This is a genomic window from Flavobacterium sp. FlaQc-28 (assembly GCF_044007415.1).
Classification (GTDB): Bacteria; Bacteroidota; Bacteroidia; order Flavobacteriales; family Flavobacteriaceae; genus Flavobacterium.
The window spans coordinates 1,082,081-1,108,898 of sequence record NZ_JBIPCM010000001.1; the positions used below are offsets into that span (position 1 = coordinate 1,082,081).

General features: G+C 33.8%; 28 protein-coding genes and 1 tRNA gene. 18 read left to right on the forward strand and 11 right to left on the reverse strand.

What is annotated here, in order from left to right; genetic code table 11:
* Nucleotides 1-6: 6 nt before the first annotated feature.
* The 7 genes from ACHRVL_RS04760 to ACHRVL_RS04790 form a co-directional block, all read right to left on the reverse strand.
* Complete coding sequence (locus ACHRVL_RS04760; RefSeq protein ID WP_395410735.1) at nucleotides 7-1,122, reverse strand: D-TA family PLP-dependent enzyme; 1,116 nt, start codon at nucleotides 1,120-1,122, stop codon at nucleotides 7-9.
* Between the two features lie 3 nt (nucleotides 1,123-1,125).
* Entirely contained in the window at nucleotides 1,126-1,773 is a 648-nt protein-coding gene (locus ACHRVL_RS04765) for a bifunctional 4-hydroxy-2-oxoglutarate aldolase/2-dehydro-3-deoxy-phosphogluconate aldolase (protein ID WP_089057067.1), read from the reverse strand.
* 9 nt (nucleotides 1,774-1,782) lie between these two features.
* On the reverse strand, nucleotides 1,783-2,811 hold the full coding sequence (locus ACHRVL_RS04770) for a PfkB family carbohydrate kinase (RefSeq protein ID WP_395410737.1): 1,029 nt from the start codon (nucleotides 2,809-2,811) through the stop codon (nucleotides 1,783-1,785).
* A 329-nt stretch (nucleotides 2,812-3,140) separates the two neighbouring features.
* Complete coding sequence (locus ACHRVL_RS04775) at nucleotides 3,141-3,608, reverse strand: RidA family protein (protein WP_089054685.1); 468 nt, start codon at nucleotides 3,606-3,608, stop codon at nucleotides 3,141-3,143.
* A gap of 4 nt (nucleotides 3,609-3,612) precedes the next feature.
* Nucleotides 3,613-4,932, reverse strand: coding sequence for a GntP family permease (locus tag ACHRVL_RS04780; protein WP_395410738.1), 1,320 nt, complete (start codon nucleotides 4,930-4,932; stop codon nucleotides 3,613-3,615).
* A 15-nt stretch (nucleotides 4,933-4,947) separates the two neighbouring features.
* A complete protein-coding gene (locus ACHRVL_RS04785; protein WP_395410740.1) occupies nucleotides 4,948-6,477 on the reverse strand; it encodes a SusD/RagB family nutrient-binding outer membrane lipoprotein in 1,530 nt (509 codons plus the stop codon).
* A 34-nt stretch (nucleotides 6,478-6,511) separates the two neighbouring features.
* On the reverse strand, nucleotides 6,512-9,667 hold the full coding sequence (locus tag ACHRVL_RS04790; RefSeq protein WP_395410742.1) for a SusC/RagA family TonB-linked outer membrane protein: 3,156 nt from the start codon (nucleotides 9,665-9,667) through the stop codon (nucleotides 6,512-6,514).
* Nucleotides 9,668-9,902: 235 nt separating this feature from the next.
* On the opposite strand from ACHRVL_RS04790, the gene ACHRVL_RS04795 reads away from it, so the two are divergent.
* Complete coding sequence (locus ACHRVL_RS04795) at nucleotides 9,903-10,673, forward strand: nitrilase family protein (protein WP_395410743.1); 771 nt, start codon at nucleotides 9,903-9,905, stop codon at nucleotides 10,671-10,673.
* Between the two features lie 15 nt (nucleotides 10,674-10,688).
* On the opposite strand, the gene ACHRVL_RS04800 is transcribed toward ACHRVL_RS04795, so the two are convergent.
* Entirely contained in the window at nucleotides 10,689-11,123 is a 435-nt protein-coding gene (locus ACHRVL_RS04800) for a cytochrome c oxidase assembly factor Coa1 family protein (RefSeq protein WP_395410745.1), read from the reverse strand.
* A gap of 21 nt (nucleotides 11,124-11,144) precedes the next feature.
* Complete coding sequence (locus ACHRVL_RS04805) at nucleotides 11,145-12,833, reverse strand: Ig-like domain-containing protein (RefSeq protein WP_395410747.1); 1,689 nt, start codon at nucleotides 12,831-12,833, stop codon at nucleotides 11,145-11,147.
* A gap of 196 nt (nucleotides 12,834-13,029) precedes the next feature.
* Here ACHRVL_RS04805 and ACHRVL_RS04810 point away from each other — a divergent pair, with 196 nt between their 5' ends.
* The 5 genes from ACHRVL_RS04810 to ACHRVL_RS04830 all read left to right on the forward strand — a co-directional run bounded on the left by ACHRVL_RS04810 (nucleotide 13,030) and on the right by ACHRVL_RS04830 (nucleotide 17,537).
* A complete protein-coding gene (locus tag ACHRVL_RS04810) occupies nucleotides 13,030-14,010 on the forward strand; it encodes a hypothetical protein (protein ID WP_395410748.1) in 981 nt (326 codons plus the stop codon).
* On the forward strand, nucleotides 13,970-16,333 hold the full coding sequence (locus tag ACHRVL_RS04815) for a hypothetical protein (protein WP_395410751.1): 2,364 nt from the start codon (nucleotides 13,970-13,972) through the stop codon (nucleotides 16,331-16,333). The genes ACHRVL_RS04810 and ACHRVL_RS04815 overlap by 41 nt, the downstream gene beginning before the upstream one ends.
* Nucleotide 16,334: 1 nt before the next feature.
* Nucleotides 16,335-16,739: a methylmalonyl-CoA epimerase gene (gene mce / locus ACHRVL_RS04820; RefSeq protein ID WP_395410752.1), complete on the forward strand. Its 405-nt coding sequence runs from the start codon at nucleotides 16,335-16,337 to the stop codon at nucleotides 16,737-16,739.
* A gap of 147 nt (nucleotides 16,740-16,886) precedes the next feature.
* Nucleotides 16,887-16,960, forward strand: a tRNA-Ile gene (locus tag ACHRVL_RS04825).
* 88 nt (nucleotides 16,961-17,048) lie between these two features.
* Complete coding sequence (locus tag ACHRVL_RS04830) at nucleotides 17,049-17,537, forward strand: very short patch repair endonuclease (protein WP_395410754.1); 489 nt, start codon at nucleotides 17,049-17,051, stop codon at nucleotides 17,535-17,537.
* 3 nt (nucleotides 17,538-17,540) lie between these two features.
* On the opposite strand, the gene dcm is transcribed toward ACHRVL_RS04830, so the two are convergent.
* A complete protein-coding gene (gene dcm / locus ACHRVL_RS04835; protein WP_395410756.1) occupies nucleotides 17,541-18,518 on the reverse strand; it encodes a DNA (cytosine-5-)-methyltransferase in 978 nt (325 codons plus the stop codon).
* A 384-nt stretch (nucleotides 18,519-18,902) separates the two neighbouring features.
* On the opposite strand from dcm, the gene ACHRVL_RS04840 reads away from it, so the two are divergent.
* Nucleotides 18,903-19,142 (forward strand): hypothetical protein, encoded by a 240-nt coding sequence (locus ACHRVL_RS04840; RefSeq protein ID WP_395410757.1) that lies wholly within the window; start codon nucleotides 18,903-18,905, stop codon nucleotides 19,140-19,142.
* A gap of 34 nt (nucleotides 19,143-19,176) precedes the next feature.
* Here the strand turns inward: ACHRVL_RS04840 and ACHRVL_RS04845 are convergent, their stop codons facing one another.
* On the reverse strand, nucleotides 19,177-19,767 hold the full coding sequence (locus tag ACHRVL_RS04845) for a riboflavin synthase (RefSeq protein ID WP_089054366.1): 591 nt from the start codon (nucleotides 19,765-19,767) through the stop codon (nucleotides 19,177-19,179).
* Between the two features lie 57 nt (nucleotides 19,768-19,824).
* Between ACHRVL_RS04845 and pdxA the strand changes: the two genes are divergently transcribed.
* The 11 genes from pdxA (at nucleotide 19,825) to ACHRVL_RS04900 (ending at nucleotide 26,817) form a co-directional block, all read left to right on the forward strand.
* The gene (gene pdxA, locus ACHRVL_RS04850; protein WP_395410758.1) at nucleotides 19,825-20,874 is read left to right on the forward strand and encodes a 4-hydroxythreonine-4-phosphate dehydrogenase PdxA; all 1,050 of its coding nucleotides are present in this window, start codon (nucleotides 19,825-19,827) and stop codon (nucleotides 20,872-20,874) included.
* A gap of 105 nt (nucleotides 20,875-20,979) precedes the next feature.
* A complete protein-coding gene (locus ACHRVL_RS04855) occupies nucleotides 20,980-21,522 on the forward strand; it encodes a DUF177 domain-containing protein (protein ID WP_089054364.1) in 543 nt (180 codons plus the stop codon).
* Nucleotides 21,523-21,531: 9 nt separating this feature from the next.
* Nucleotides 21,532-21,726, forward strand: a complete 195-nt coding sequence (rpmF, locus tag ACHRVL_RS04860) for a 50S ribosomal protein L32 (RefSeq protein WP_008465217.1) — start codon at nucleotides 21,532-21,534, stop codon at nucleotides 21,724-21,726.
* A gap of 172 nt (nucleotides 21,727-21,898) precedes the next feature.
* Nucleotides 21,899-22,897, forward strand: coding sequence for a beta-ketoacyl-ACP synthase III (locus ACHRVL_RS04865; RefSeq protein WP_089054363.1), 999 nt, complete (start codon nucleotides 21,899-21,901; stop codon nucleotides 22,895-22,897).
* Nucleotides 22,898-22,920: 23 nt separating this feature from the next.
* Entirely contained in the window at nucleotides 22,921-23,409 is a 489-nt protein-coding gene (gene accB / locus ACHRVL_RS04870; protein WP_089054362.1) for an acetyl-CoA carboxylase biotin carboxyl carrier protein, read from the forward strand.
* 107 nt (nucleotides 23,410-23,516) lie between these two features.
* Nucleotides 23,517-24,866 (forward strand): acetyl-CoA carboxylase biotin carboxylase subunit, encoded by a 1,350-nt coding sequence (gene accC, locus ACHRVL_RS04875; RefSeq protein ID WP_089054361.1) that lies wholly within the window; start codon nucleotides 23,517-23,519, stop codon nucleotides 24,864-24,866.
* 298 nt (nucleotides 24,867-25,164) lie between these two features.
* Entirely contained in the window at nucleotides 25,165-25,461 is a 297-nt protein-coding gene (locus ACHRVL_RS04880) for a hypothetical protein (protein WP_089054360.1), read from the forward strand.
* Between the two features lie 76 nt (nucleotides 25,462-25,537).
* Nucleotides 25,538-25,834 (forward strand): hypothetical protein, encoded by a 297-nt coding sequence (locus tag ACHRVL_RS04885; protein WP_370433177.1) that lies wholly within the window; start codon nucleotides 25,538-25,540, stop codon nucleotides 25,832-25,834.
* Between the two features lie 28 nt (nucleotides 25,835-25,862).
* A complete protein-coding gene (locus tag ACHRVL_RS04890; RefSeq protein WP_129025062.1) occupies nucleotides 25,863-26,153 on the forward strand; it encodes a hypothetical protein in 291 nt (96 codons plus the stop codon).
* Nucleotides 26,154-26,171: 18 nt separating this feature from the next.
* Nucleotides 26,172-26,468 carry a PepSY-like domain-containing protein gene (locus ACHRVL_RS04895; RefSeq protein ID WP_089054357.1) on the forward strand — a complete coding sequence of 99 codons (297 nt, stop codon included), beginning with the start codon at nucleotides 26,172-26,174 and terminating at the stop codon, nucleotides 26,466-26,468.
* 43 nt (nucleotides 26,469-26,511) lie between these two features.
* On the forward strand, nucleotides 26,512-26,817 hold the full coding sequence (locus ACHRVL_RS04900; RefSeq protein WP_395410761.1) for a hypothetical protein: 306 nt from the start codon (nucleotides 26,512-26,514) through the stop codon (nucleotides 26,815-26,817).
* Nucleotide 26,818: the final 1 nt, after the last annotated feature.

A 26,818-nucleotide genomic window follows, 5' to 3' on the forward strand; every position in this document is an offset into this window, starting at 1 on the left:
TTAGTTTTATATATTAATTGTTCTGCTTCTTGCGGCAACCTGCCATTGGTCGCAAATACGATTTTCTTTATTTATTACCTGAACAGTATTATACAAAGCACAGGTTGGGCAAACATGATACGGCAGCGCGTAAATCGTATCACCAATTTTATAATCGTTTTGTCCTCTATTTTCTATGATCAAGTGTTCTTCTGAATGTGAAACAGGGATTAAGTCTTCATCATTTAAGATCACAATTCTTTTATCAATTGGGTTTTCTGAAGAAACTGCTTTATATCCAATATCAATGCAAAAAGTTGATGCAGTGGGTTTTGAAATAATTGTTCCAACTATAACCAGAGCAGGTTTAAATAATTGCTCGGGCAAATTGGTTTGATAATTAGCATCCCAAAAAACAAAAGTACCGGGACTGCATTCTACATTTTCCTGAAGGGCATAAAATGGAAATGTATTCGATCCGCCGGCAACAATTTTTAATTCGTAATCTAGATTTTGCTGTAGTTTTTCGATTTCATTAGTGATTTTCGTAAAGGCTTCTTGAGCTTCTTCTTTTCGATGCTCGACGCTGCCTTTCAAATGACCATCATAAATATGAATACCAGCCAAATTGATGTTTTTTAGCGGAATAATTTTTTTTGCTAAAGCGTCCCAGTTTTCAGAAACAGCAATTCCTGTTCTGTTCATTCCAGTATTTAAATCCAGATAAATGGTTAGATTTAAATTGTGTTCTAAAGCGGTTTCATTTAATGTTTTTGCAGATTCTAAATTGTCGACAATGGTAGAAAAATGAACTTCTGGATATTTTTGAATAAGTGAAATCCATCGGTCAATTTTAAGTCCAACTGGCTGATAGGCAAGAAGTACATCTGGAATTTGATGTATTGCGGCAAGTTCTGCCTCTGCTATTGTAGCACATTTCACTTTCTTGATATTGTAGATTTTAAATAACTCTAGAATTTCGCCTATTTTATGTGTTTTGATATGAGGACGCAGTTTTTGAGTGTCTCCTTTTACCAAACTGATCAGATATTCAATATTACAGCGGAGACGATCTTCGTACACTGCGAGATATGGGGTATCAAGTTGAGTTTCGGAATTAATTTTCCACCATTTTTTTTGCATAATCTAGTTTCTTATTTTTTCGATTATTTCAATTAAATTTTGAAATGCTTCGAGTGATTGATCATAAGTTAAATGCTGCAGCATTTCTTTTGAGAATAAATTTGAACCAATTCCAACGCACACTACACCAGATTTGAACCAAGATTTTAAATTACTCTCTTCTAAAGTTACACCTCCAGTAGGCATTATTTTTAAGTTTGGAAATGGTGCTTTTATTGCTTTTACATATCCCGAGCCTCCAATTTTATCAGCAGGAAAAAGTTTTACAATTTCGGCTCCTTGTTTGTTGGCATAAAGAATTTCGTTTAATGTGGCCGCTCCCGGAATCCAGTAAATATTGTTTTTAATACAGTAATTGCCAATTTCTAAATCAGTGTGTGGACATACAATACAATCGGCTCCTAGTTTATGATAAGTTTCTGCATCTTCAATAGTCAAAATAGATCCAACCGCTATTTTAATGTTAAGATTGTTTGCTTTTTTAAAGTTTACCATTTGGCTGAAAACTTCTTTAGAGTCATTTGAACGCGCAGCAAACTCAATAATTTTAATGCCAGCATCAGCGGCTGATCGCAATATTATTTGGGCAGTTTCGATATCGATTTGGGTTACTAACGGAAGTACACCTTGCGTTTTTAAAATGCTGTACATATTCTTATTTTATCTGTTAATTCTATTACTTGAGCCATTTTTAATAAAATGACTTATTTCGGTAATGTTGCTTATTGCGAAATCGCCGTGTATACTTTGTTTTATTACGCCGCAAGCTGTTGCCCATTCAATGCATTCTTGTCCAGATAATTTATGGGATAATCCGTATAATAATCCCGCATTGAAAGCATCTCCTGAACCAATCTGGTCCGTTACAACATGTATTTTGTGTTCTTGAGTTTGGTAAAAACTGCCTTCATGATTCAATAACCCTTTGTACAGATGCGCCTGACCTTCAGATTTTCTAAAACTCATTGCTAATGTTTTTAAGTAAGGCATTTTTTCTTTTAGCAGTTCAAATGTTTTTTGAAATCGATTTTCATCGGATTCATTTTGATCCGTTTTGATTCCGAAATAAATTTCAATTGCATCTAAGTCGGCTACTGTAATTGTACTGTACTGAAGTAAATCGGGCATAACTTCAGAAGGATGTTTTCCGTATTGCCATAATTTAGAGCGATAATTAAAATCAGAAGAAATAGGAAGTCCTTTTTTATGTGCGGTTAGAACTGCTTCTTTGCAGGCTAAACCTGCCTCGTTAGAAACTCCCGGACTTATTCCTGACCAGTGAAAATGAGTAATATCTTTTAATACCTTATTCCAATCAATTTGATCTTTCTGAATGGTTGCAAAAGAGGAATTGCTTCGATCGTAAATTACTTGAGATTGTCTGATTTGATTTCCAGATTCAACAAAATATAAACCTAAACGTTCTCCACCGTAAACACATTTTGAAGTGTTAACATTGTATTTTTGAAGTTCGTTTACGGCTAATTGTGCCAGATCATTCTGCGGAAGTCGGGTAATATAGTCAGTTTGAATTCCTAGTTGAGAAAGTAAAACACAAACATTTGCTTCGGCGCCGCCTACGTGAATTTTTATTTCATTGGCCTGCGTAAATCGGTTTCCATCAGCAACATTCATACGGAGTAATAACTCTCCAAAAGTTGCAATTCTAGTTTGTGGTGTTGTATTCATATTTTTTGTTTTTTGCCACAGATTATATGGATTAAAATGATTTTTAAACGTAGCGCTTATTTTTTTGAACGCATAGAGACATAGTTTTTAAAACCGTATAAAAGGCGTTTCACTTGCATTAACAAACATAGCTATGTGTAAAAGCTAGCTTTTTTACTTCCTTCTAGTATTCAAGTAAAATCTATGTTTCTATGTGTTTGAAAATTTTGTCATAGTTTATTGTCGCCACGAATTTCACAAACTTTCACTAATTGAATGCGTGAAAAATAATTCGGGGCTAACAAAAAAAATAATCCTTTTTAATCTGTGAAATCTGTGGCATATCTTTTTTAATATAATTCGAAAACAGCTTCAACTTCCACAGGAATGTTGTCTGGTAACGAACCCATTCCTACGGCACTTCTTACACCAATTCCGTTTTCTTGTCCCCAAACTTCCGCAAACAATTCACTGCAGCCGTTTATTACATAAGGATGTCTTAAAAAATCGCCATTGCAATTCACCATTCCAAGTACTTTTATGACTCTTTTTACTTTGTTTAGACTTCCAAAATTAGTTACAATTGTAGAAAGCATGGTTAGTCCGACTTGTCTTGCTGCTAATTTTCCTTCTTCGATATCCATATCATCGCCAATTCGGCCAATAATTAAGGATTTGTCGTCTCTAACAGGGCCATGACCTGAAAGGTATAAATATTTACCATCAACTAAATAGGGTTTGTAAATACCCAAAGGCTGAGGTGCTGGCGGTAAAGACAAACCAAGAGTGTCAAATTTTTCTTGAGGTAATAAATTCATGATATTAATGTATTATAGAGTTTAAAATAAAAACGAAAATGATTCCTAAAACTGATACTAATGATTCCATGACTGTCCATGATTTAAAAGTATCCTTTAGGCTGATATTAAAATATTCCTTGAACATCCAAAAACTTGGATCGTTTACATGTGAGCACATCAAGCTTCCTGCGCCTACTGATAAAACCAGTAAATTTGGGTCCAGTCCATTAAGTTGTAATAAAGGCAATAAAACGCTGGCAGTCATTAATCCGGCAGCGGTTGCAGAGCCCACACAAACGCGAATGATCGCAGCCATTATCCAAGCCAATAAATACGGATGAATGTTTATTTGTGTTAAAGCAGCAACAATAGTATCGTTTACGCCGCTTACAATCATAACTTCTTTTAAACTTCCGGCACCGCCTACGATTAGAACAATTAACGCAACATCTTTTATGGCAATGGCATAATCATCCATCACAGAAACAAGACTTCGGTTTATTCTAATTCCCAGCGTATAGGTGCAAAGAAGTAAAGAAATCAGCATAATCATGCTTGGCTCTCCTATTGTTTTGCAAATGTTTATTAAATTTTCATTTGATGAAATTAATGGCAGTAAAGAAGTAACGGTTAATCCGAAAACAGGAAATAAAGCAGAAAATAAACTAAGAGAAAAGCTTGGCATTCTGCCTTGATTTACAACTTCTTCAACATTTATAATTTCGTGATCCGATTCGGTTTTGATGTTTTTAAGCAAATTAGAAAACAATAAACCCGCAATAAAAATAGTCGGAATTGCTATTATTATTCCGTAAATCAAAACCAGTCCAATGTCGGCATTTAAAATACTGCTTAACGCCATTGGAGAAGGATGTGGGGGCAAAAAACCGTGTGCTACTGAAAGCGACGCAAGCATAGGGATTCCCAGATATACTTTTGATAATTTAAATTGATGGGCTACTGAAAAGATTAGAGGTACTAACAAAACAAATCCAACACTATAAAATAGAGGTATCCCAACAATAAAACCTGTAATCATTAAGCCTAAACGTACGTATTTTTTGCCTGTCCATCCCATAACTGTTTTGGCAATGACATTGGCCGCTCCTGATGAAACGGTTAATTTTCCAATACAGGTTCCAAACACAATAATCAATGTGATTGAACCCAGCATTTCGCCTAAACCTTTTTGTACTGTTTGTGACAATGTGTTTATTGGCAGGCCTAAAAATAGACCTGCTAATAAAGCTGTTATTATAAAAGCAATAAACGGATTGATTTTAAACCAAGCAATTTGAATGATTAAAAATGCAATGCATGCCGTAAGAATTAAAATGCTCATTTATGAATTGTGTTTTTATTTATCCCACCAGATTTTTGTTGTGAAAGTATCTGCTCCTTGTCGTTTAACCGCTTCTGCTAAGTTAGTCGAATTCACTGAATATTCGCCTGTTGGGTATTTTATACGTCTTGGAATTGTACCATTTGTAACGTTTCCTGGATAGTTTACAGGAACCAAAACAGGATATCCTGTTCTTCTCCAATTGGCATAAATTTCCTGTTCGTCAACAAACAAAGCAACATAAATTTGAGTGTGAATCTGATTCATCTTTACGTCAAATGATCCTGAAGCATTATACGGATTTGCAGTTAAGTAAGGTGTTGCGTCTGCAATTGCATACGAGCTGCCATAAATTCCCATGTTTGCGAAAGATGCTTTTACGCCTTTTTCATATAAATCCTTATCAGTTTCACTCGTGTACCAGCCTCTTGCAGCAGCTTCTGCTAAATACAAGTTTGTTTCGGCATTGCTTATAAGTACAAGCGGCGCATCGTATTTTAAAATGGTATTTTGATTTGGTTCAGAATAAGTTTGCTGTTCTTCTGGTGATGGAGCCGTTTTTATTCCGTTAGGAAAACCTTTTTGTACCGCAGCACTTGTATTTTGTACAGTTCCCTGCCATACTCCAGAGTAAACACTAATTCTAGGATCGGCAGTGTTTTTTAGTAAATCAATAAATGTTTTAGCCAGTTTACCGCCTTCACGGTTTGTTTTTCCATACGATCCAGCTGAATAATCTTCACTTCTAGAATCAAAACCAACTGGATTTCGGTTAAAGTTGTTTGGCCCATCTTTATATGTCATAATTGCATTGTCGCCGCTATTTAAAATTACTCCTCCAGCAATTGCTTTAGTTACCCATGTTTTTGATAAAGCAGGATCAACTTTAGATAATCTTAATCCTAAACGAAGCATTAATGAATAAGAGAATTTTTTCCATTTTACAACATCTCCAGCGTAAATAAAATCGGCTTTACCAAAACTTGGTTTTGCAGGATCTAATGCTATAGCAGCTTCGTCAAGTTCTTTCAACAAATCTTTGTATATAAATTCTTGTGAGTCGTATTTAGGAAGAAAAACATTTGCGCTATTCGCTTTTGCGGCTTCTGTATACGGAACGTCTCCATACAAATCAGTAATTTTATGATACAAGAAGGCTTTCCAGATTCTAGCAATATTAAGTTTGTTGCTTTCGTTCGGATTGCTTTTTACGGTGTTAATTACAATTTCTGTTTCGTTTAATGCCGTAGGGTAGGCTTGATTGAAATAAGCAGAGTAATACACTTCATTATTCAAATATTTGTCTCCAACACCCGAAGCTTCCTTGTAAGTAGCATAATGCTGCAGCATTCCGCCGCATTGCAGTATGTTGGTAAAAAAATAGTTGTTTGCCAAGCCGTCCAGCTGTGCTCTGCTGAAAATAAAATTCGGATTTGGTTTTTCAACGGCATTTGGATTGGAATTGATTTCTTCAAAATCTTCCGTACAGGCTGTCATGCTTCCTAAAAGGATACCTGCTATATATAAAAGGGTTATCTTTTTCATGTCTTTTAATTTAAAAATTAGAGATAAAATGAGTTTAAAATTTGATATTTAAACTTAAACCGAAACTTCTGGTTTTTGGCACTCCAAATTGTTCTACACCTTGTGCATTTCCTGCGCTGAAAACAGATTCAGGATCTACGTTTGGCGTTTTCTTGTAAAGAATAAACAAGTTTCTTGCAATAAATGAGATCGAAGCTCCTTGAAGTTTTGATAAACCTCTTATTTTATCAACTGGTAATGTGTAGCCTAATATTATTTGACGTAGTTTTATGAAGCTTGCATCATAGATAAATGTTGATGAAATGCTTTTTAAACCATCATAGTAATATCTCAAGTTTTCTGGAGCGATTACCATATCAACAGGATTTCCGTTTGTGTCAACACCTTTAATCGGAAGTCCGTTTTCACGACCTTCAAGAGTCAATTTAGTTAATCCCATACGTGTTCCGTACAAATCAGTTCCAGAGTATAAGCTTCCGCCGAATTTACCATCGATTAAAAAGCTGAATGATATGTTTTTGTATTTGAATTCGTTCGTAATACCAGCTGTCCAAGGGTGTACACCTTCTCCTAATATTTCAAGCGGTCCTCTTGCAATTGCAGCTGAACCTCCGCTTAAAGTGTATACCGTATTTCCGTTTGCATCTTTAAGAGGTCTGTATCCTTTTATCGTGCTGTAAGGATGTCCAACATCGCTTGTAATAGTAGCATAACCGTTTACAGAAGTTGCCATCGTTATAGAGTTTAGTCCATCTGTAAGTGCTTCAACTTTGTTCTCATTGTAAGAACCGTTGAAACTTGCATCCCATGAAAAATTACGAGAGTTAATGATTTTACCGCTTAGTAAAAATTCAATTCCTTTATTTCTCATTTTTCCAAGGTTTAATAAAGCACTGTTTGCTCCTGAACCCGTTGAAATTGTAGTTTCGACAATGTCATTTGTAGTTGAACGATTGTACCATGCAAAATCTAGATTTAAGCGATTGTTGAAAAAACCTAAATCAGTTCCAACCTCAATTGTTGTTGAAGTTAAAGGGCTTAAAGTTGAATTTGGAACTCTGTTGCTTGTAGGTGTTTGCAGCTGTTCGCCATTATGTCCGCCTTGAACCATTGAGTAAGATTGGTTTAATGCATAAGGATCTGGTGTTGCACCTCCTACTTGAGCCCATGAACTTCTAAGTTTTGCAAATGAAACAAATTCAGGCATTTTTAAAATATCAGAAACTATAATACTTGTTCCAACTGATGGATAAAATACAGAGTTATTGTCTGGTGAAAGTGTCGAGAACCAATCTTGACGACCTGTAAAGTTTAAAAACACAACATTTTTATAATCTAAATCTACAGCGCCATAAACGGAGTTTGTTTTTGTTTTTCCGTAAGGATAGCTGTATGTAATCGTACCTAAGTTGCTTAGTGCATAAAAATCATCCAATACAAAACCAGAACCTTCAATTCTTGTTTCATCTCTCAAAGTAGTACGAGAGTTTACACCCACTAATGCATTTAAAGAGAAATTTTGGTAAATATTTTTCTTAGTATAGTTAAGAATGGCTTCCGAATTTAAATTAGACAATTTCATTTTTGAACCTTGCGCATATCCAACAGGATTGTTTAAAGTTGTTTTTGGAATGTATCCAAAGAAATCATAGTTTGTAAAATCTTGACCAATTCTACCTTGAAGAAATAATTCAGGAGTAAAGTTCAGTTTTACATTCAACATACCGATAAAGCGGTTTTTAGTATCGCTGTTTTTTATTTTATTGACAACAAAATAAGGGTTTGTTGCAATTGCAACTGGGTTCCAAGCTTCTTCAACACCATTTTCATCATAACCTGGGGCAAGATTTCTAATGTCAACTGTGTTGGCAATCATATAAGTTCCCCAGTTTGGGTTTGCCTCAGCATCTGAAACTGTAACTCTATTGTTGTTTTTTTCTAAATTGTATTGCGCTACCACATCAAATTTTAACCAATCAGTTAAGTTTACATTGCTCGCAATATTTACGCTTTTACGGTTAAAACCAGAGTTTGGCACAACAGATTGATTGTCCATATTGGAAAATGAAAGACGTCCTGTTGCTTTTTCAGTTCCGCCGGATAAAGCAATCGAATTGATAAAAGTTGTTCCCGTTTCGTAGAAATTCTTGATGTTATTTTTTTGAGGGCTGTATGGTCTTTTTACTCCGTCAAATTGAATAACGTCAGTTCCGTCCATTTTTGCACCCCAAGACCAGCGGCCGTAGTTTATTGCCTCTGCCTTAGTAGTTGGTTTTTTATTAGCGTCTCCAGACCCATATTCGTACTGCCAATCTGGTATGATCGAAGGCGTTTCGAAAGTAAAAGAAGTATTGTATTCAACTCCAATTCCTTTTTGAATCGAACCTCTTTTTGTCTGAATCAAGATAACACCATTTGCAGCATTTGCACCGTACAATGCCGCTGCCGTTCCACCTTTAAGAACCGTAATAGTTTTAATATCGTCTGGGTTTATAACAGCAGTTCCGTCACCTCGGTCAACATTAATTCTGGTTTGTCCCGCACCATTTCCAATTCCAGGTAAATTAAGCTGTGTATTGTCAATAGGCAAGTCGTTTACCACATACATCGGCTGGTTGTTTCCGTTTAAGGAACCATTTCCTCTAATAACAACCCTTGTTGATCCGTTTGGTCCTGTTGCAGTGCTGCTTACGTTTACACCGGCAATTTTTCCAACTAAAGCATTCGAAATATTGGTTTCTTTAGCCTTTGTAAATTCAGTTCCTTTTAATTCAGTTACCGCATAAGCAACGGCTTTACTGCTTTTTTTAACTCCTAATGCGGTTACTAAAACCTGATCTAAAACATTTTCTGCAGGTTTTAAACGTATAACTAAATCTTTAGCTGCATTTAATTCATATTCTAAAGTTGCATAACCCATGTAAGAAACGATAATATGAGTTTCGTTTTCTGGAACATTTAATTTGAATTTTCCTGTTTCATCAGTAATAGATGCATTTTTTTTATTGCCTTTAGCATAAATTGTTGCACCTGCAATTGGCATTCCATCATCCTGACCAATTACTTGGCCTGAAATTTCAACCTGACTGCTTTGTTGCTCAAAAAGATGTTTTTTAATTGCAGTCTCTTTCGCGTTTGCTGAGAAGATTATCCCCCCAATAAACACTAATGAAATTAACTTTGTTTTCATAATTTTTTGGTTTTCACGTTTTTTTTTTGGTTTTTATTGGCGATCAAATATATATATTTATTTTTCACATTTGCATTTTTTTTGCAAGAAATGCATTTTTTTTGCATATTTTTTTCCTGATGTATTTTTGTTTTCCAAAAAAAGTGCAGTTTTAAAAGGCTGTTTGAGAAAATTTTGCAACCTGAGCTTTTTTATAAGCAAATTTTTTTTAGCTGAAAATTCGTATTTTTGAAGTATGAAAACAGCACTAATTCAATCCGATCTTTATTGGGAAAATGCTTCTGAAAACAGAAAACGCTTTGAAGCGAAAATAAATTCGCTCGATTCTGAAGTAAATCTTATTGTTCTTCCAGAAATGTTTTCGACTGGTTTTACAATGAATCCTTCTGCAGTTGCCGAAACGATGCAGGGAGAAACTGTATTGTGGATGAAAGCTGTGGCGAAAGCTAAAAGCAGTGCAGTTACGGGAAGTTTGGTTATTGTTGAAAATGAAAAGTATTATAACCGAATGCTGTTTGTTTTTCCGTCAGGTGAAATTCAGTTTTACGACAAACGACATTTGTTTACGTTAGCAGGTGAAGATGAATTTTATACAGCAGGAACTCAAAAAGTAATTGTGGATTACCTTGGATGGAAAATTTGTCTGCAGGTTTGTTATGATTTGAGATTTCCAGTGTTTGTTCGAAATGTCGAGAATTATGATTTGCTTTTGTATGTTGCCAATTGGCCAAAAGTACGCACGAATGCTTGGGACACTTTGCTAAAAGCACGTGCGATAGAAAATTTAAGTTATGTGGTTGGAGTGAACAGAATTGGGCTTGATGCCAATAATTTTGAGCATATTGGACATTCGCAAGTAATTGATTTTTTAGGGAATTATATTTTAGAACCGCAGGAATCAGAAGATGTTTTTGTGCTTGAACTAGATAAAAATGCTATGCTGGAAGCTCGAAAAAAGTTCGCTTTTTTAAACGATAAAGACAGTTTTAAAATCAATCTTGATTAAGAAATAAGATGTTTTTTAATTGGAATCTACAACCGTAATTTCTTCTTTTGGGTTTTTACAACGAACAAGAATTTTTTTATAATTCCATTCGACACCCATTTTTTTAGCTGTAATATCTAATTTTCCCTTGCTCTTTGTGCCTTTAATTCTGATGGATAATACAACCGAAGTATTGTTGTCCGTATAAATCGTGTTGCCTTCTAGAATTGCTAATTTGTCGATAGGCTGAATTTCTCCAACAGTTTCTAAAACTCTTTGGTTTGAATTGGCTTTTTCTATTGCCTTTTCATACAATGCAGTATCATTATATGCCTGAGCAAAATCCATTATGTTTTCGTCTGAGCTGGAGAATAAATAACCAGAGATTAGAGCCAATGAAAGAACTAAAGGAATGATCCATTTCCAGTTTGATTGAAACCAGTTTTTATGCTCAATTAATTCATTATCCATTTTACGCGATTGAATTAAGATTTAAAAAGCTTTCCGTTTTTTCTCTTCCTTCTTTCTCTTTAAATCATCGTCTTTTTTCTCGACTTCAGGATTATAAGGAATATTTAAATCGATAGATTGATCGACATCCCAATTCGATCGAACATCTACACCTTTTTGATAATAAAATACCTCTTCAGCATACGTTTTGTTTAAGAAACTACCCGTGTCGTACATCTTGTTTTTATTGTCATCGTAGATAATTCGAACCGTAAATTCTTCTGGAAGCAGTAAGTTGAATTCGATTTTTGTATTGCCTTCAGAATATTCAGAAGCATATACATTATCGCCTTTTTTATTGGTAATTTCAACAATTATAGGAAAGCGTTTTACGTTTTGTAAATTCAAAACAAGATTTCCGTAATCTTCAAATTCCTTTGTGGTTAACTTATACGATAATGTATCGTTCGTTTTGTCGTAGAAATCAGTTAATGCGCCCGGGAAAAATGTAAAATTATATTTTTGCAAAGGCTCTTTCTTGAAATCAACGTACAGTTTCTGTTCAAACTCATCGTATTCTGTAGTAAAATCAATCGCAGTAGAATCTTTATTGATCAGTCTAATTTTTGTTTTGTCAAATTTTACCAGCGGAGTTTCAGTTTCTAACGTAAATTTTTCTCTAAAATTAAGCACGCCGTTTTGAACCGCTTTAATATTTAAAGTGTCTTTTTTCTGATCCTTAACCTTAAAAGTGAATTTTTTATTGTACTTGTCATTACTCACTTCCAACGACAATGAATCAGCTTTTAAAGGTTTGTACCAAACTTGCAGCGAATCTTTTTTAGGGAATTGCGTTACGATGGTTTCCAGTATCTGTCCATTATTTCTAAGTACAATTTTTGGTTTTGAATTTTTAAAATTCTGTGTTCCTTCATACGGAAGAAGCAGTCTGTTTCCAGAAGCTTGAATTGGTTTGAAAGCCTTTAATGGCAATGTTTCCTTAAATAATTCTAACTCAAAAATAGTATCATTTGGTACTGTAATAAAATGTTTTATAAATCCAATTTTATCGTCTTTTGGATTAAATTTATTATTACTTCCTTTATCTTTTAGCGCAACTAACAAGTATTTTCCAGCTTTTAAATTTTCAAATTTAAAAGTTCTCATACTATCCAAAGTATTGGTAATGTATCGCGGAAATTCTTTGTAAATAACAGAATCTTTGTATTTGTCGTTTGCTTCATAAAGCATCACAGAAACAAAATTATCTACATTTTTTGTGTAAGCATCTTTAATTTTTCCACCAAGAGTAAGCGAATCGATATAAGAGCCCGTTGAGAAAATATATTTAAACTGGTTCAGCGGATTTCCTTCGTTATTATCAGTAATACTTTGTCCAAAGTTTAAGCTGTAAGTAGTATTGGGCTGTAAAGTATCTCTAAGTTTTATCTTTAAAAATTTACTCACACCAACAGGCGTAATCTGCGGTTCATATTTCATTGGAGGAGAAATAATAAGCTGTTTGTTGAGGTTTTTTAATTTGACATATTCATCAAATACCAATGTAATCTCGTTTCCCTGAAAATCTGTAGTTAAGTTTTTAGGAGTGCTGGATATTAAAATAGGAGCCAGCGTATCCTTTAATCCGCCAGTAATATTGCCTCTTTTGGCGCAGCTCACCATTAATAATACCAGTAAAAATGAAATATATTTGAGTTTGCTTTTAAACATAGCGGTTTTTAAATTTGATTGCACAAAATAACAATTATATTTGCTTTAATTGAAATTTTTTGGCCATTTATTAGGATTTAGCACTGTAGATATTTTCGCATTTTTTAGAATTTAAAACCTCTGATACTAGATAATTTCTTACTTTTGATCTTAAATATAATATCACTTCGTTTTGGTTAAAAGATTTTTTTGGGTTTTGTTACTTCTTTTTCTGACTGCGTGCAGCAAAAAAGACCAGCCGATAATTTCTTTTTATTATTGGAAAACCAATCTAAAATTTTCTGAAACAGAAAGAACCGCTCTCAAAGACAATGAGGTTCGTAAACTTTATGTTCGATATTTTGACATCGGACTTGATCCTCAAACCCAAAAGCCATTTCCCGTAAGTCCGGTTCATTTTTATGAAAATGTGCAGGAATTTGAAATTGTTCCAGTTGTTTTTATCCAAAATAAAGTAATGCTTGAGAAGTATTTAGATGTTGAAGATCTTGCCAAAAAGACCATTCATTTAATTACCGAAATCAACAGCAAGAATAAAATAAATTGTACCGAAGTTCAAATTGACTGCGATTGGACCTTAAACAGCAAAGACAATTATCTTAAGTTTATTGAGCAGGTAAAAAAGCTTTCAAAGAAAAAACTCTCGGCGACAATCAGACTTCATCAAGTGAAATACTTTAAGAAAACTAAAATTCCAAATGTTGATAACGGCGTTTTGATGTTTTATAATATGGGAAGTATAGCGTCAGATTCATTAAACTCTATTTACAGCCGAAAAATCTCAGAGAAATATCTTAAAAGTTTAAAGAAATATCCGCTGCATCTTGATTATGCACTTCCTATTTATTCGTGGGCAATTCATATCAGGAATCAGAAAGTTTTAGGTTTGCGTTCGAAATTAAATATCAGCGAACTCAAAAAAGATAAAAACTTCGAGCAGATTAGTTCAATATTTTTTAAAGTAAAACAATCTAATTATAAAAACGGTGTTTACTACGAAGAGAATGATCTGCTGAAAACAGAGACAATTTCGCCCGAAGATTTAAAAGAAATGGCTGAAGATTTAGACGATAATAAAGCGCAGTCTCCAAAAGAAATTATATTTTACGATTTAGACGAATTCAATTTAAATAATTATGAGAAGAATATTTTTAAGCAAGTTATTTCTTGGTTTTAGTGCGGCTTTCCTTTTTGCATATGGAATAATTTATGCTTGTGCAGGTGGAGACGATTGGGATTTTTTTGGTTATAACTCCAATTTTACTCCAGAAACTTTTGCAGATAAATCCTATTCGCCGCTTTTTTTGTCAGGCGGTATTTTCTACGGAATTGGTTACGATACGCAGCATAATTCACGTTTCAATAAAGACATAAAATCAGATTGGGCAGCTTATCTTAAAGGAAAAATAGATACTACGACAGTAAATTATTTTTTAATTGGTGATGAGAAGCCAAATTATTATTCAGATAATAAAAATAAGATTAAGAATAAGGAAGAAATCACAGATCTTCATGTGTATTATAAAACTAAAAAAGAAAATGCTTCGTCTTTAAAATGGGGAAAAAAGATGCCATTGAAAGAGGAGAAGGTAAAAAACTTTGTTGAGTTTTTGTATTTGGCACAAAAAATAGAAACCGTTTCAATTAGTGAAGATCATTGGAGTTACGATCCCGTTGTGGCAAAAACGTTCAATGATGCTAAAATGATTCAGTCAATCGAGAATGTTTACAATACTTTGTCTGATCCGTTCTTAAAAAACAGATATTGGTTTCTTACCATGAAAGCTCGTTTTTACAGCAATAATAAACAAAAAGCAATTGAGTTTTTTAATAAAACAGAAAGCTCAGTTCCTAAAAACACGTTGTATTACCGCGCACTTTCATACGTTGCCGGAATCAATCATAAACAAGGAAAATATGCGGTTTCGAACTATTTGTATGCGCAGGTTTTTGATAAATGTCCAGAATTAAGAGTCGTAACAGCCTATAGTTTTGCTCCAAAAAATGAAACAGACTGGAATAAAGCGCTGACAATGGCGAAGACTAATAAAGAGAAAGCGGCACTTTGGGCTATTCACGGTTATTATAAAGATGAAAAACAGGCAATCGAAAAAATTTACGAATTAGATCCAAAAAGTGAACATTTAAATTACCTGGCGACTAGATTGGTAAACGGACTTGAACAGTCTGTAAATAATTCGTTTCAGAAGGATGGCGGAGAAAATCAGCCTGTAAAAAAACTGACTGTTGCAGAAAATAAAATAGAAAATCAAATTAAGGTGGATAAAAAAGCGCTGGATTTAATTGCTAAAATTTCGGCGGCAGGAAATACAGACAGACCTTATTTATGGGATTTGTCTCTTGGGTATTTACAGACTTTAAAAGGGGATTATGCAAATGCGGATAAGAATTTTGATAAAGCGGTAAAAACGCTTCCAAAAACGGAATTGGCGGGAATGCAGCTTCGTTTATTGCGTTTTGTAAATAACTTAAGCAAAATTGATAAACTGACGGATAAAAACGAAAAAACAATTCTAGCCGATTTGAATTGGTTGTATTATGAGCTTCCAAAAAACTATAAAGGGCAGGAGTTTCGTTATCAAAATGCTTCTTCATGGAGCAGAAGTTATTTGTCTACGCTTTATAGAGAAAAAGGAAATCTAGTTTTGGCTGAGATTTTTGGCGAATCTCGTTACAGCTATTGGAATGATGGAAATGCTTTTTACGATGATGAGAAGAATTTACAGGGAATAAAAACGTTTTTGTCTAAGTCTAATAAAACTGAAATCGAGAATATTGGTGCCGGAATTTATAGTTTGAAATTAAAAGATATTAATAATTTTCAGGCAGTTCAGGCAACTTTCAAAAATAAAATTCCAGAAGCGATTGAATTTTTAAAGCAGACAGATTCAGTTCAAAACTCTAAATTTTTAGGAAATCCGTTTAACGGAAGTATAAAAGACTGCCATGATTGCGATCATGCCGCTTATCAAAAAAGAAAGTATACACAATTGGATTTCTTGAATACAATAAAAGAAATGCAGGATAAACTGGCTAAAAACGAAGATGTTTATACGAATAGTTTATTGTTAGGAAATGCATTTTATAATATTTCGCATTTTGGAAACGGAAGAACTTTTTACGAAATTAGTATTGTAGGTTACGGTTCAAGTCCATATTCGTTTAGAGATTCGATGAAAAAGATGATTACGGATTGCAGTGTTTCTAAAATGTACTATCAAAAAGCATTACAGGCTGCGTCTACAAAGGAGCAGAAAGCAAAATGTGTGTATTTGATTTCGAAATGTGAACGAAACGAATATTATAATACTAAATACAATAGTGTTAGATATTGGTGGGATGCCAATGATGATAAAGTGAATTTTATTGCTTGGAATGGATTTAAAACGCTGCAAAAAGACTACTCGGATACTAAATATTATCAGGATGTAATTGCAGAATGTGGTTATTTTAATACTTATGTAACTCAATTAAAATAAGATGGTAAATAAAATAGAACATATTGGAATTGCCGTAAAAAATATGGACGATGCAAATGTATTGTTCGAGAAATTATTGGGCGTTCCGTCGTACAAAGAAGAAACGGTAGAAAGTGAAGGTGTTTTAACTTCTTTCTTTCAAACTGGAACAAACAAAATTGAACTTTTGATGGCGACGAATCCAGAAAGCCCAATTGCGAAGTTTTTAGAAAAGAAAGGTGAAGGAATTCATCACATCGCTTTTGATGTTGAAGATATTCATGCCGAGATTTCACGCTTAAAAAACGAAGGTTTTGTATTGATAAATGAAGTTCCGAAGAAAGGCGCTGATAATAAATTGGTGGTTTTTCTGCATCCAAAGAACACAAATGGTGTTTTGGTCGAGCTTTGTCAGGAAATTAGATAAAAAAAGATGCTTTTTTTATTCTCAATAATGTCTTGAAAATCAATCTTGTTTTTAAAACATAGGCTTTGAATTAAAATTAAATGCAAATCATGTCTTAAAATATTTGGAGTGAATGAAAAATAGTAGTAATATTGCATCCTCTAAACCGGTCCTATAGCTCAGCTGGTTAGAGCACCTGACTCATAATCAGGTGGTCCCTGGTTCGAGCCCAGGTGGGACCACTTATTTAGAAACAGAAAGCCTTTACAGTGATGTAGAGGCTTTTTTGTTTTTTGGCTTTTAGAGAAGTTATTGAAATTTCATTGGTTATTGAAAAATGAATTAAATTTATACTGCAAAGACAAATTTAATCACGGCAGCACAATGGATAATTTAACGCCTGAGCAGCGAAGAAAAAACATGAAGGCTATAAAAAGCACCGCAACCAAAGACGAAGTTAGGATTGCGAAGGCTTTGTGGCGGCTTGGTTATAGATATCGAAAGAATAATAAAAAGGTATTTGGTAAGCCTGATTTGACTTTTGCCAAGTATAAAATTGCCATTTTTATAGACAGCGAATTTTTTCACGGTAAAGATTGGGACTTAAATCAAGAACGCATTAAGTCGAATCGTGAATATTGGATTCCTAAAATTGAACGAAATAGGAAACGCGATGCTGAGGTTAATGCTTATTTAATTTCGGAAGAATGGAAAGTAATACGTTTTTGGAGTAAAGAAATTCAGAAAGAACTAGATACTTGCTTACTGAAAATTCAAAGCGAAATAGAACTTTCAAAGATCAAAAGCCAAGAGAAATAGAGTTTAGGCGTTTTTCTTCTTTTCGACTTTTTCGATAACTTTAGAAATCTCATTAGCCAATCTTTCAATAACAGGCATGCTTACCGAATTTCCTGCTTGTTTGTATAAGTTAGAATTTGAAATAGAAGGAAGTTTAAAGCTGTCTGGAAAACCTTGAAATCTAAAACATTCGCGAGGCGTTAGTTTTCGAAACCCGTGATCTGTTATGATAATTGGAACGTTATGTCCGCCAGTTCCCATGTTTGCAGTCAAAGTTGGGCATAAACCTGCCTTGTTTTCTCTAACATAATGTCTCCTGAATTGATAAATTTTGCCTTTATCGACAATAGATTCTTTTAGCGTATTGTACATGTATTTATCTTCGCCGTAATAAAACTTGTCCGGTACCTTTTCGGTAAGAATTAAATCTTTTACTGTGGTAGTTAGATTTTCTTTTTTAGGAAACTCAAATCTAAACTTTTTGTTATTGACAAAGTTTTTGTCAAAAGCAACCATAAAAAGTCTTTCCCTATTATGAGGGGTGTTTCCAAAATCTTTAGTGTTTAGAACAGCACTGTCAAAAGTGTAGTTTCGTTTTTTAATTTCACTTTGAATAACCTTAAGAGTGTTGCCTTTGTCGTGTCCTCTTAAGTTTTTAACGTTTTCAAGAAAAACAACCTTAGGTCTCATTTCGTCAATAAAATCAAGAATTTTAAAAAAATGATTTCCCCTTCTGTCTTCAAAACCTTTTCTGTGTCCCGCAAGCGAAAAAGGCTGACACGGAAATCCAGCCGTTAAAATGTCTATTTTTTCAAGAGAACTTAAATTTAAGTTCATTACATCACCTTCAATTAAATCGTGTTCGAAATTTGACTTGTAAGTTTTGCATGCATGTTTGTCAAATTCATTGGCCCATTTTAGATTAAAACCGGCTTTCTTAAAACCTAGACATATGCCGCCTACACCTGCGTACAAACTTCCAACTGTAAATTTATTCTCCATTATTTGTTTGGCTAAAGGAATGATGTCTTGCGCTTTTTGTTCTGTATTATTTCCTGCAAATATATTAATTAGAGTATAGTTGATGATGCTCAGGACTTAAAAAGAAATCGTATTTTATTTTTAAATCTCGTACTTTACAGTTCTTTCTGACTTATTTAAAGAAGATGCGTTTTTTGAAACTTTATTCTGTGGGAAGTTTTTAAGTTTCATGATGCTAAAAAGTGTTTTAAAAGATCTAGAAGGAAAAGAGTTGGGAAATTTTGTGTTTTTTATAAAATACGTATATATTTGTTGTAAGAATTACACTATATTTTAATTTATTGGAAAGATGGGACTGTTTTGGCTTATCAAAGACGCTTTTTTGTAAAAAATAGCTTTTTGGTAATGAAATTTGAATTTATGAGAATTGTAAGAACTGTTTGTCTGGCCTTTTTTTTGATTGTATCTAATCCATTTTATGTTTTGGCTGAGGAGATGCCGCCGCCTCCGCGCGCTGGAGATACTAAGCCTCCGCCGCCAACAAAAGTGCCAATTAATGAGGATTTTTCTTTTTTAATTGCAAGCGGACTAATTCTAGGAATAACAATTATATATCGAAACAAAACAAAAAAAGCTTCAATTTAATTTGAAGCTTTTTCGTTTTGAATTTTTTCTAAAACTATTTGTTTATTGAATAAAGTCTTGAAATGTATTTTCCAACAACATCAAACTCTAAGTTTATTTTAGAGCCAACCTTGAAATTTTTGAAATTAGTATTTTCAAAAGTATAAGGAATAATAGAAACGCTGAATTCGTTGGTTTTAGAATTTACAACCGTCAGACTTACTCCGTTTACCGTTATAGAGCCTTTTTCAATTGTAATATTGCTGAGGTTTGCGTCGTAATCGAAAGTGTAATTCCAACTTCCGTTAGCCTCTTCGATTTTTGTGCATGTACCAGTTTGGTCAACGTGACCTTGTACGATATGTCCGTCAAGACGGTCGCCAAGTTTCATACCTCTTTCCAGATTTACAATATCATTAACCTTCCAATCGCCAATATTGGTCTTTAAAATAGTTTCTTCAATTGCAGTAACCGTATAAAATGAATCGTTTATAGCAACTACCGTAAGGCAGATTCCGTTGTGCGAAACACTTTGATCAATCTTTAATTCGTTTGTAATAGAGGAGTCGACAGTTACATGTAAGTTGTTTTTGTCTTTTTGTATTTCGTGAATCCTTCCTAGGGTTTCTATAATTCCTGTGAACATTGTGGTTTTATTTTACTAAATTTGCACATCAAAATTAGTAATAAATAAGCTGAGCTCATGAATAAAAAAGCAGAAAATATAATTGTTGGAATTTCAGTTGGAGATTTAAACGGTATTGGAAGCGAAGTTATACTAAAAACATTTGAGGATTCTCGAATGCTTGAATTGTGTACACCGGTTATTTTTGCAAATGCTAAAATTCTATCCTTTGTTAAAAAAAGTTTTACTTCGACCGTTCAGTTTCACGGAATAGATAAATTAGATCAGATTGTTCCAGGAAAAGTGAACGTGTTTAATCTTTGGAGAGAAGGAGTTGATATTAACTTAGGAACTAATGATGAAAAAATAGGAGAGTATGCTATAAAATCATTTGTAGCAGCAACAAAAGCGTTGAAAGAAGATTTGGTTGATGTACTCGTTACGGCTCCTATAAATAAATACAATATTCAATCTGAAGAATTTAAATTCCCAGGTCATACCGATTATCTAGACCAAGAGTTAGAAGGTAATGCTTTAATGATGATGGTTCAGGATAATTTAAGAGTAGGTTTGTTAACAGATCATGTGCCTATAAGTGAGGTTTCTTCGCATTTAACAGAAGAATTAATTACAAGAAAGATTGAAACAATCAGAAAATCTTTAATTCAAGACTTTAGCATAGTAAAACCAAAAATTGCAGTTTTAGGATTAAATCCGCATTGCGGCGACGGCGGTGTAATAGGAAAAGAAGATGATTTAGTTTTGAAACCGGTTTTGAAAAAAATATTCGATTCTGGAACTATGGTTTTCGGACCATTTTCTGCCGATGGATTTTTTGGAAGCGGTCAATATGAGAAATATGATGCCGTTGTAGCCACTTATCACGATCAAGGATTAATTCCGTTCAAAACATTGTCTTTTGGTAAAGGAGTTAACTATACAGCAGGTTTAAATAAAATTAGAACATCGCCGGATCATGGAACTGGTTATGATATTGCTGGAAAAGACATGGCAGATTTCAACTCGTTTAAAGAGGCCGTTTATCTTGCACTTGATATTTTTCGCTCGCGTAATCAGTATGAGGAGATTAGCCAAAAACCTCTTAAAATAAAAGAAAAACAGTTATAAACAAAAAAAGGTGAATAAGATTATTAGATTTATAATAATTTTATATCTTTGCACCCCAATTCAGATATGTAGTTTTATATTCGGATTGTACAAATTGATGTTGAAATGAGCAAAACAAAAGAATTTTTAATTCCTTTTATAGGGTTAAAGCTGGGAAAACACCATTTTGAGTATCAAATAAATAACACGTTCTTTAAAGACTTTGACTATGAAGAGTTTCAAAGTTCTGAAATTAAAGTGAGTTTGGTTTTCGAAAAGAAAAGCAACATGTTAGAGTTAGAATTCAAACATAAAGGGACTGTAAATGTGCCTTGTGATCTAACAAGTGAAGATTTTGATCTTCCTTTAAAAGGGAAAATGAAATTGATTGTTCGCTTTGGAGATGAATTCAATGATGATAATGAAGAGTTGTTAATTTTACCGCATGGAGAGCATGAAGTGAATGTAGCACAATACATTTATGAAATGATAGCGCTTTCAGTGCCTCAAAAACGAATTCATCCAGGTGTTAAAGACGGGACTTTACAGACCGAAGCTTTAACAAAGTTGAATGAATTAAGTGTAAAAGAACAAAAGGAAGAGAGTAAACAAGAAGAAGATATTGACCCGCGTTGGGAAAAATTAAAGAAACTATTAACGGATAAATAATATAGTAAAATGGCACATCCTAAGAGAAAGACCTCGAAAACAAGAAGAGATAAGAGAAGAACACATTATAAAGCTACTGTAGCTCAAATCGCTACATGTCCTATTACTGGAGAAGCACATTTATACCACAGAGCTTACTGGCATGAAGGTAAAATGTACTACAGAGGGCAAGTTGTTATCGATAAATCTGAAGCGGTTGCTTAATACGTTTTTGTAAATTATACTAGAACTCTCACATAGTGAGAGTTTTTTTTGTTGGTTATAATTTTCGTTTTTTAAGAAAATACAGGCAAATTCGTTTTGATTTTTTTTGTAATTTTCAAGTCTTTTAAAAATTTTTCAAATACTAATATTTGAAAGGAAATAATAGAATATAATGAATACAATCACAGCCGCAATTACCGCTGTTGGAGGATACGTTCCAGACTTTGTACTTTCTAACAAAGTGTTGGAAACCATGGTAGAAACCAATGACGAATGGATCACCACTCGTACCGGAATTAAAGAAAGAAGAATTCTTAAAGATGCTGACAAAGGGACATCTTATCTTGCTATACAAGCAGCAAAGGATTTAATAGCAAAAGCAAATATCGATCCTTTAGAAATTGATATGGTTATTATGGCAACAGCAACACCAGATATGATGGTGGCTTCTACAGGAGTTTATGTTGCAACAGAAATTGGAGCAACTAATGCATTTGCATATGACCTGCAGGCAGCTTGTTCAAGTTTCTTATACGGAATGTCAACTGCTGCGGCTTATGTACAATCTGGAAGATATAAAAAAGTACTATTAATTGGTGCAGATAAAATGTCATCAATTGTAGATTATACAGATAGAGCAACTTGCATTATTTTTGGTGATGGAGGCGGTGCTGTTTTATTTGAGCCAAATTATGAAGGTTTAGGTTTACAAGATGAGTATTTAAGAAGCGATGGAGTAGGTCGTGATTTTCTTAAAATACCAGCTGGAGGATCTTTAATCCCAGCTTCAGAAGATACTGTAAAAAACAGACAACACAATATTATGCAAGATGGTAAAACAGTATTTAAATATGCTGTAACCAATATGGCAGACGCAAGCGAGCTGATCTTGAAAAGAAACAATCTAACAAATCAAGATGTTGATTGGTTAGTGCCGCATCAGGCAAACAAACGCATCATTGATGCAACTGCAGGAAGACTTGAACTAGAAGAGTCTAAAGTATTAGTAAATATTGAAAAATATGGTAATACAACTTCAGGAACATTACCTTTGGTGCTTTATGATTTTGAGAAACAACTCAAAAAAGGAGACAATATTATTTTAGCTGCATTTGGCGGTGGATTCACTTGGGGATCTATTTACCTAAAATGGGCTTACGATAAAAAATAAATCAAAACTAAAAACGAGTCATTATGGATTTAAAAGAAATTCAAAACCTAATCAAATTTGTAGCAAATTCGGGAGTTGCAGAAGTGAAGTTAGAAATGGATGATGTAAAAATCACGATCAGAACAACTTTAGAAGGAAATGTAACAGAAACTACTTATGTACAGCAATTGCCAGCTCAGGCAGCATTACCACAAGCAGCAGCACCGCAAGTAACGGCGCCGGTAGTTGTAAATGTAGCGGCTGAGCCACAAGCTCCAGCTGAAAATTCTAAATTCATAACGATAAAATCTCCAATTATTGGAACATTTTATAGAAAACCATCTCCAGACAAACCAGTTTTTACTGAAGTAGGAAGCACTATCGCAAAAGGAGATGTTCTTTGTGTAATTGAAGCAATGAAATTATTCAACGAAATCGAATCAGAAGTTTCAGGAAAAATTGTTAAGATTCTTGTTGACGATATGTCTCCAGTTGAATTTGATCAACCTTTATTCTTAGTAGATCCATCATAAATAAATTTAGATTTTAGATTTTAGATTTTAGATTGATCTGACAGAATTAATACAGACATCTAAAATTATCTAATTATCAAATTGTCTAATTATCTAATTAAAATAAGATGTTTAAAAAAATATTAATTGCGAATAGAGGAGAAATTGCACTTCGTGTAATTCGTACTTGCAAGGAAATGGGAATCAAAACTGTTGCAGTTTACTCTACAGCAGATGCAGAAAGCTTGCACGTTAAATTTGCTGATGAAGCGGTTTGTATTGGACCTCCTCCAAGTAACTTATCGTATTTAAAAATGTCAAATATTATTGCTGCTGCAGAAATTACAAATGCAGATGCAATACACCCAGGATACGGTTTTCTTTCTGAGAATGCTAAATTCTCAAAAATTTGTCAAGAGCACGGAATTAAATTTATTGGTGCGGCTCCTGAAATGATTGATAGAATGGGAGATAAAGCTTCTGCAAAAGCTACAATGAAAGCGGCAGGAGTACCATGTGTGCCAGGTTCAGACGGATTATTAGAATCTTACGAACATGCACTAAAAATAGCTAAAGAAATTGGGTATCCAGTTATGATGAAAGCTACTGCTGGTGGTGGTGGAAAAGGAATGCGTGCGATCTGGAAAGAAGATGAGCTTTTAAAGGCTTGGGAAAGTGCACGTCAAGAAGCTGCTGCAGCTTTTGGAAATGACGGAATGTACATGGAAAAACTTATTGAAGAGCCACGTCATATCGAAATTCAAGTTGTTGGAGATTCTTACGGAAAAGCATGTCACCTTTCTGAAAGAGATTGTTCTGTACAACGTCGTCACCAAAAACTTACTGAAGAAACACCTTCACCATTCATGACAGACGAATTACGTGCTGCAATGGGAGAAGCTGCTGTAAAAGCTGCTGAGTTTATTAAATATGAAGGAGCTGGAACTGTAGAATTTTTGGTTGACAAACACAGAAATTTCTATTTCATGGAAATGAATACGCGTATTCAGGTAGAACATCCAATTACGGAACAAGTAATTGATTACGATTTGATTCGTGAGCAAATTATGGTTGCTGCCGGAATTCCAATTTCAGGAAAAAACTATTTACCACAATTACACGCTATTGAATGTCGTATTAATGCCGAAGATCCTTATAATGATTTTCGTCCTTCACCAGGAAAAATTACTACGCTTCATATGCCAGGAGGACATGGAGTTCGTTTAGATACTCATGTTTATTCAGGTTACAGCATTCCGCCAAATTACGATTCAATGATTGCTAAGTTAATTACAACTGCACAATCTCGTGAAGAAGCGATCAGTAAAATGAGAAGAGCTTTGGATGAATTTGTTATTGAAGGTGTAAAAACTACAATACCTTTCCACAGACAATTGATGGATGATCCTAAATATATTGCAGGAGATTACACAACTGCTTTTATGGATACTTTCAAAATGAATCCAATTCAAGAATAAATAAGTAAAGCTGTCGATTTCGACAGCTTTTTTTTTTAAATCTATATCATAAACCCGATAAGTTTACTTGTCGGGTTTTGTTGTGTTATAGGGTTAAGTAAACACAAAAAGTGTTTACTTTTTACACACTATATAATTGATTTACACACTATTTGTATTTTTTGTATTTTTGTGTATTCAGTGTTAACCTGTTGATAATAAGTAGTTTTGCTGCTTTGGAGTTTGGTATTTGGTTTACGGCACGATAGTTTCTTTATCTAAAGTGTAAAACAACTATTAATTACTAAATATATACATTATGAAAAATTTATTTTTATCAGCCGCAATTGTTTTAGGAAGTTTAACTTCATTTGCTTCAACTAGTCCAGTTACAAACACTATTGTAAAAGTTATCTCGATTGAAGACGAATATACAGAGATTAAACTAGAAGAGCTTCCAGCTCCTATTACTGAAGCTTTGAAAAAAGCATATCCAGATGCAGTAATTACAAAAGCATACAAAAACGAGAAATCTGAATACAAATTAGACGTTACAGTTGGAGAAAAAGTAGGGAATCTTTTCGCTAACGCTGACGGAACTTGGATTAAAAAATAATCCCTAAAGAGTATTCTCTTGAAAATTCGAATTAGTAATACTAAGATTAAATTAACAATATTAAAATATCACTACCATGAAAAATTTATTTTTATCAGCCGCAATCGTTTTGGGAGGTTTAACATCATTTGCTTCAACTTCGCCAATTTCAAATACAATCGTAAAAACAATTTCAATTCAAGACGAATACACTGAAATTAAACTTGAGGAAGTTCCATCTGCAGTAACAGATGCTCTTAAAAAAGCGTATCCAGATGCAGTACTTTCGAAAGCTTTTAAAAACGCAAAATCAGAGTATAAATTAGATGTTACTGTAGGAGACAAAGTAGGTTCTCTTTATGCTAACGCTGATGGATCTTGGATCAAAAAATAAGTCAAGTCAACTTTAAAAAAATATTATTATGAAAAAGTTAATCTTATCGGCAGCTATCCTTTTGGGAAGTTTGTCAATTCAGGCAGAAAATACTGTTGCAGCGAAATCAGCTGTACAATCAGTAAATTATCAAGACGAGTATAAAGAAATTGATGCCGTTCCGGCAGCAATCAAAACATCTTTAGACGAAGCTTATCCAGGTGTAAAATTGGAGAAAGCATTTGTAAACGACAAAAAAGAGTACAAAATTGAAATCACCGTTAGAGGTGAAAAATCAACTGTGTACACAGATGCGACAGGAAAAATTATTAAAAAGTAACCATAAAAACTAAGCATTATGAAAAAGTTAATCTTATCTGCAGCACTTATTTTAGGAGGTTTGACATCTCAGGCGGCAATTTCGAATCAGTCAGTTTCTGTTATTGCAACAGTAAACATTCAAGATGGATACACTGAAGTTACAGCAGATGCTGTTCCGGCAGCAGTGAAGTCAACAATCGAGAAATCTTTTCCAGGTACTAAACTTGAAAAAGCGTACAAGAACGATAAAAATGAGTACAAGCTTGAAATTTCAAAAGAAGGTAAGAAATATACTTTTTTCACTGATGCTTCAGGAAATATCATTAAGAAATAATGCCTAATTTTATCAGCTAATACTAATTAAAAAATCGATCATTATGAAAAAATTAATTTTATCAGCTGTAATTATTTTAGGAAGTTTCTTTACGAATGCAGAAGCAGCAATATTGGATAGAGAAGTTTTGAATGTTGTAAAATTTCAAGACGGTTATAAGGAGATTAAAATCGAAGCCCTTCCGGCAGCTGTAAAGTCGACTATTGAGAAATCGTTTCCGAGTTCTAAACTGGTAAAGGCTTATGTGAATCAAAAGAAGCAATATAAGTTAGAACTTAATTCTGGCGAAGAAATGAGTAAACATTTTGTTTTTACAGATGACAAAGGGGTTATTGCTCCCAAATATTAAA

Bases quoted from the DNA above. Each gene is read 5' to 3' on its own strand.
- ACHRVL_RS04760 (WP_395410735.1), bottom strand. From the start codon at position 1,122: ATGCAAAAAAAATGGTGGAAAATTAATTCCGAAACTCAACTTGATACC.
- ACHRVL_RS04765 (WP_089057067.1), bottom strand. From the start codon at position 1,773: ATGTACAGCATTTTAAAAACGCAAGGTGTACTTCCGTTAGTAACCCAA.
- ACHRVL_RS04770 (WP_395410737.1), bottom strand. From the start codon at position 2,811: ATGAATACAACACCACAAACTAGAATTGCAACTTTTGGAGAGTTATTA.
- ACHRVL_RS04775 (WP_089054685.1), bottom strand. From the start codon at position 3,608: ATGAATTTATTACCTCAAGAAAAATTTGACACTCTTGGTTTGTCTTTA.
- ACHRVL_RS04780 (WP_395410738.1), bottom strand. From the start codon at position 4,932: ATGAGCATTTTAATTCTTACGGCATGCATTGCATTTTTAATCATTCAA.
- ACHRVL_RS04785 (WP_395410740.1), bottom strand. From the start codon at position 6,477: ATGAAAAAGATAACCCTTTTATATATAGCAGGTATCCTTTTAGGAAGC.
- ACHRVL_RS04790 (WP_395410742.1), bottom strand. From the start codon at position 9,667: ATGAAAACAAAGTTAATTTCATTAGTGTTTATTGGGGGGATAATCTTC.
- ACHRVL_RS04795 (WP_395410743.1), top strand. From the start codon at position 9,903: ATGAAAACAGCACTAATTCAATCCGATCTTTATTGGGAAAATGCTTCT.
- ACHRVL_RS04800 (WP_395410745.1), bottom strand. From the start codon at position 11,123: ATGGATAATGAATTAATTGAGCATAAAAACTGGTTTCAATCAAACTGG.
- ACHRVL_RS04805 (WP_395410747.1), bottom strand. From the start codon at position 12,833: ATGTTTAAAAGCAAACTCAAATATATTTCATTTTTACTGGTATTATTA.
- ACHRVL_RS04815 (WP_395410751.1), top strand. From the start codon at position 13,970: ATGAGAAGAATATTTTTAAGCAAGTTATTTCTTGGTTTTAGTGCGGCT.
- mce (WP_395410752.1), top strand. From the start codon at position 16,335: ATGGTAAATAAAATAGAACATATTGGAATTGCCGTAAAAAATATGGAC.
- dcm (WP_395410756.1), bottom strand. From the start codon at position 18,518: ATGGAGAATAAATTTACAGTTGGAAGTTTGTACGCAGGTGTAGGCGGC.
- ACHRVL_RS04840 (WP_395410757.1), top strand. From the start codon at position 18,903: ATGAAATTTGAATTTATGAGAATTGTAAGAACTGTTTGTCTGGCCTTT.
- ACHRVL_RS04845 (WP_089054366.1), bottom strand. From the start codon at position 19,767: ATGTTCACAGGAATTATAGAAACCCTAGGAAGGATTCACGAAATACAA.
- pdxA (WP_395410758.1), top strand. From the start codon at position 19,825: ATGAATAAAAAAGCAGAAAATATAATTGTTGGAATTTCAGTTGGAGAT.
- ACHRVL_RS04855 (WP_089054364.1), top strand. From the start codon at position 20,980: ATGAGCAAAACAAAAGAATTTTTAATTCCTTTTATAGGGTTAAAGCTG.
- rpmF (WP_008465217.1), top strand. From the start codon at position 21,532: ATGGCACATCCTAAGAGAAAGACCTCGAAAACAAGAAGAGATAAGAGA.
- ACHRVL_RS04865 (WP_089054363.1), top strand. From the start codon at position 21,899: ATGAATACAATCACAGCCGCAATTACCGCTGTTGGAGGATACGTTCCA.
- accB (WP_089054362.1), top strand. From the start codon at position 22,921: ATGGATTTAAAAGAAATTCAAAACCTAATCAAATTTGTAGCAAATTCG.
- accC (WP_089054361.1), top strand. From the start codon at position 23,517: ATGTTTAAAAAAATATTAATTGCGAATAGAGGAGAAATTGCACTTCGT.
- ACHRVL_RS04880 (WP_089054360.1), top strand. From the start codon at position 25,165: ATGAAAAATTTATTTTTATCAGCCGCAATTGTTTTAGGAAGTTTAACT.
- ACHRVL_RS04885 (WP_370433177.1), top strand. From the start codon at position 25,538: ATGAAAAATTTATTTTTATCAGCCGCAATCGTTTTGGGAGGTTTAACA.
- ACHRVL_RS04890 (WP_129025062.1), top strand. From the start codon at position 25,863: ATGAAAAAGTTAATCTTATCGGCAGCTATCCTTTTGGGAAGTTTGTCA.
- ACHRVL_RS04895 (WP_089054357.1), top strand. From the start codon at position 26,172: ATGAAAAAGTTAATCTTATCTGCAGCACTTATTTTAGGAGGTTTGACA.
- ACHRVL_RS04900 (WP_395410761.1), top strand. From the start codon at position 26,512: ATGAAAAAATTAATTTTATCAGCTGTAATTATTTTAGGAAGTTTCTTT.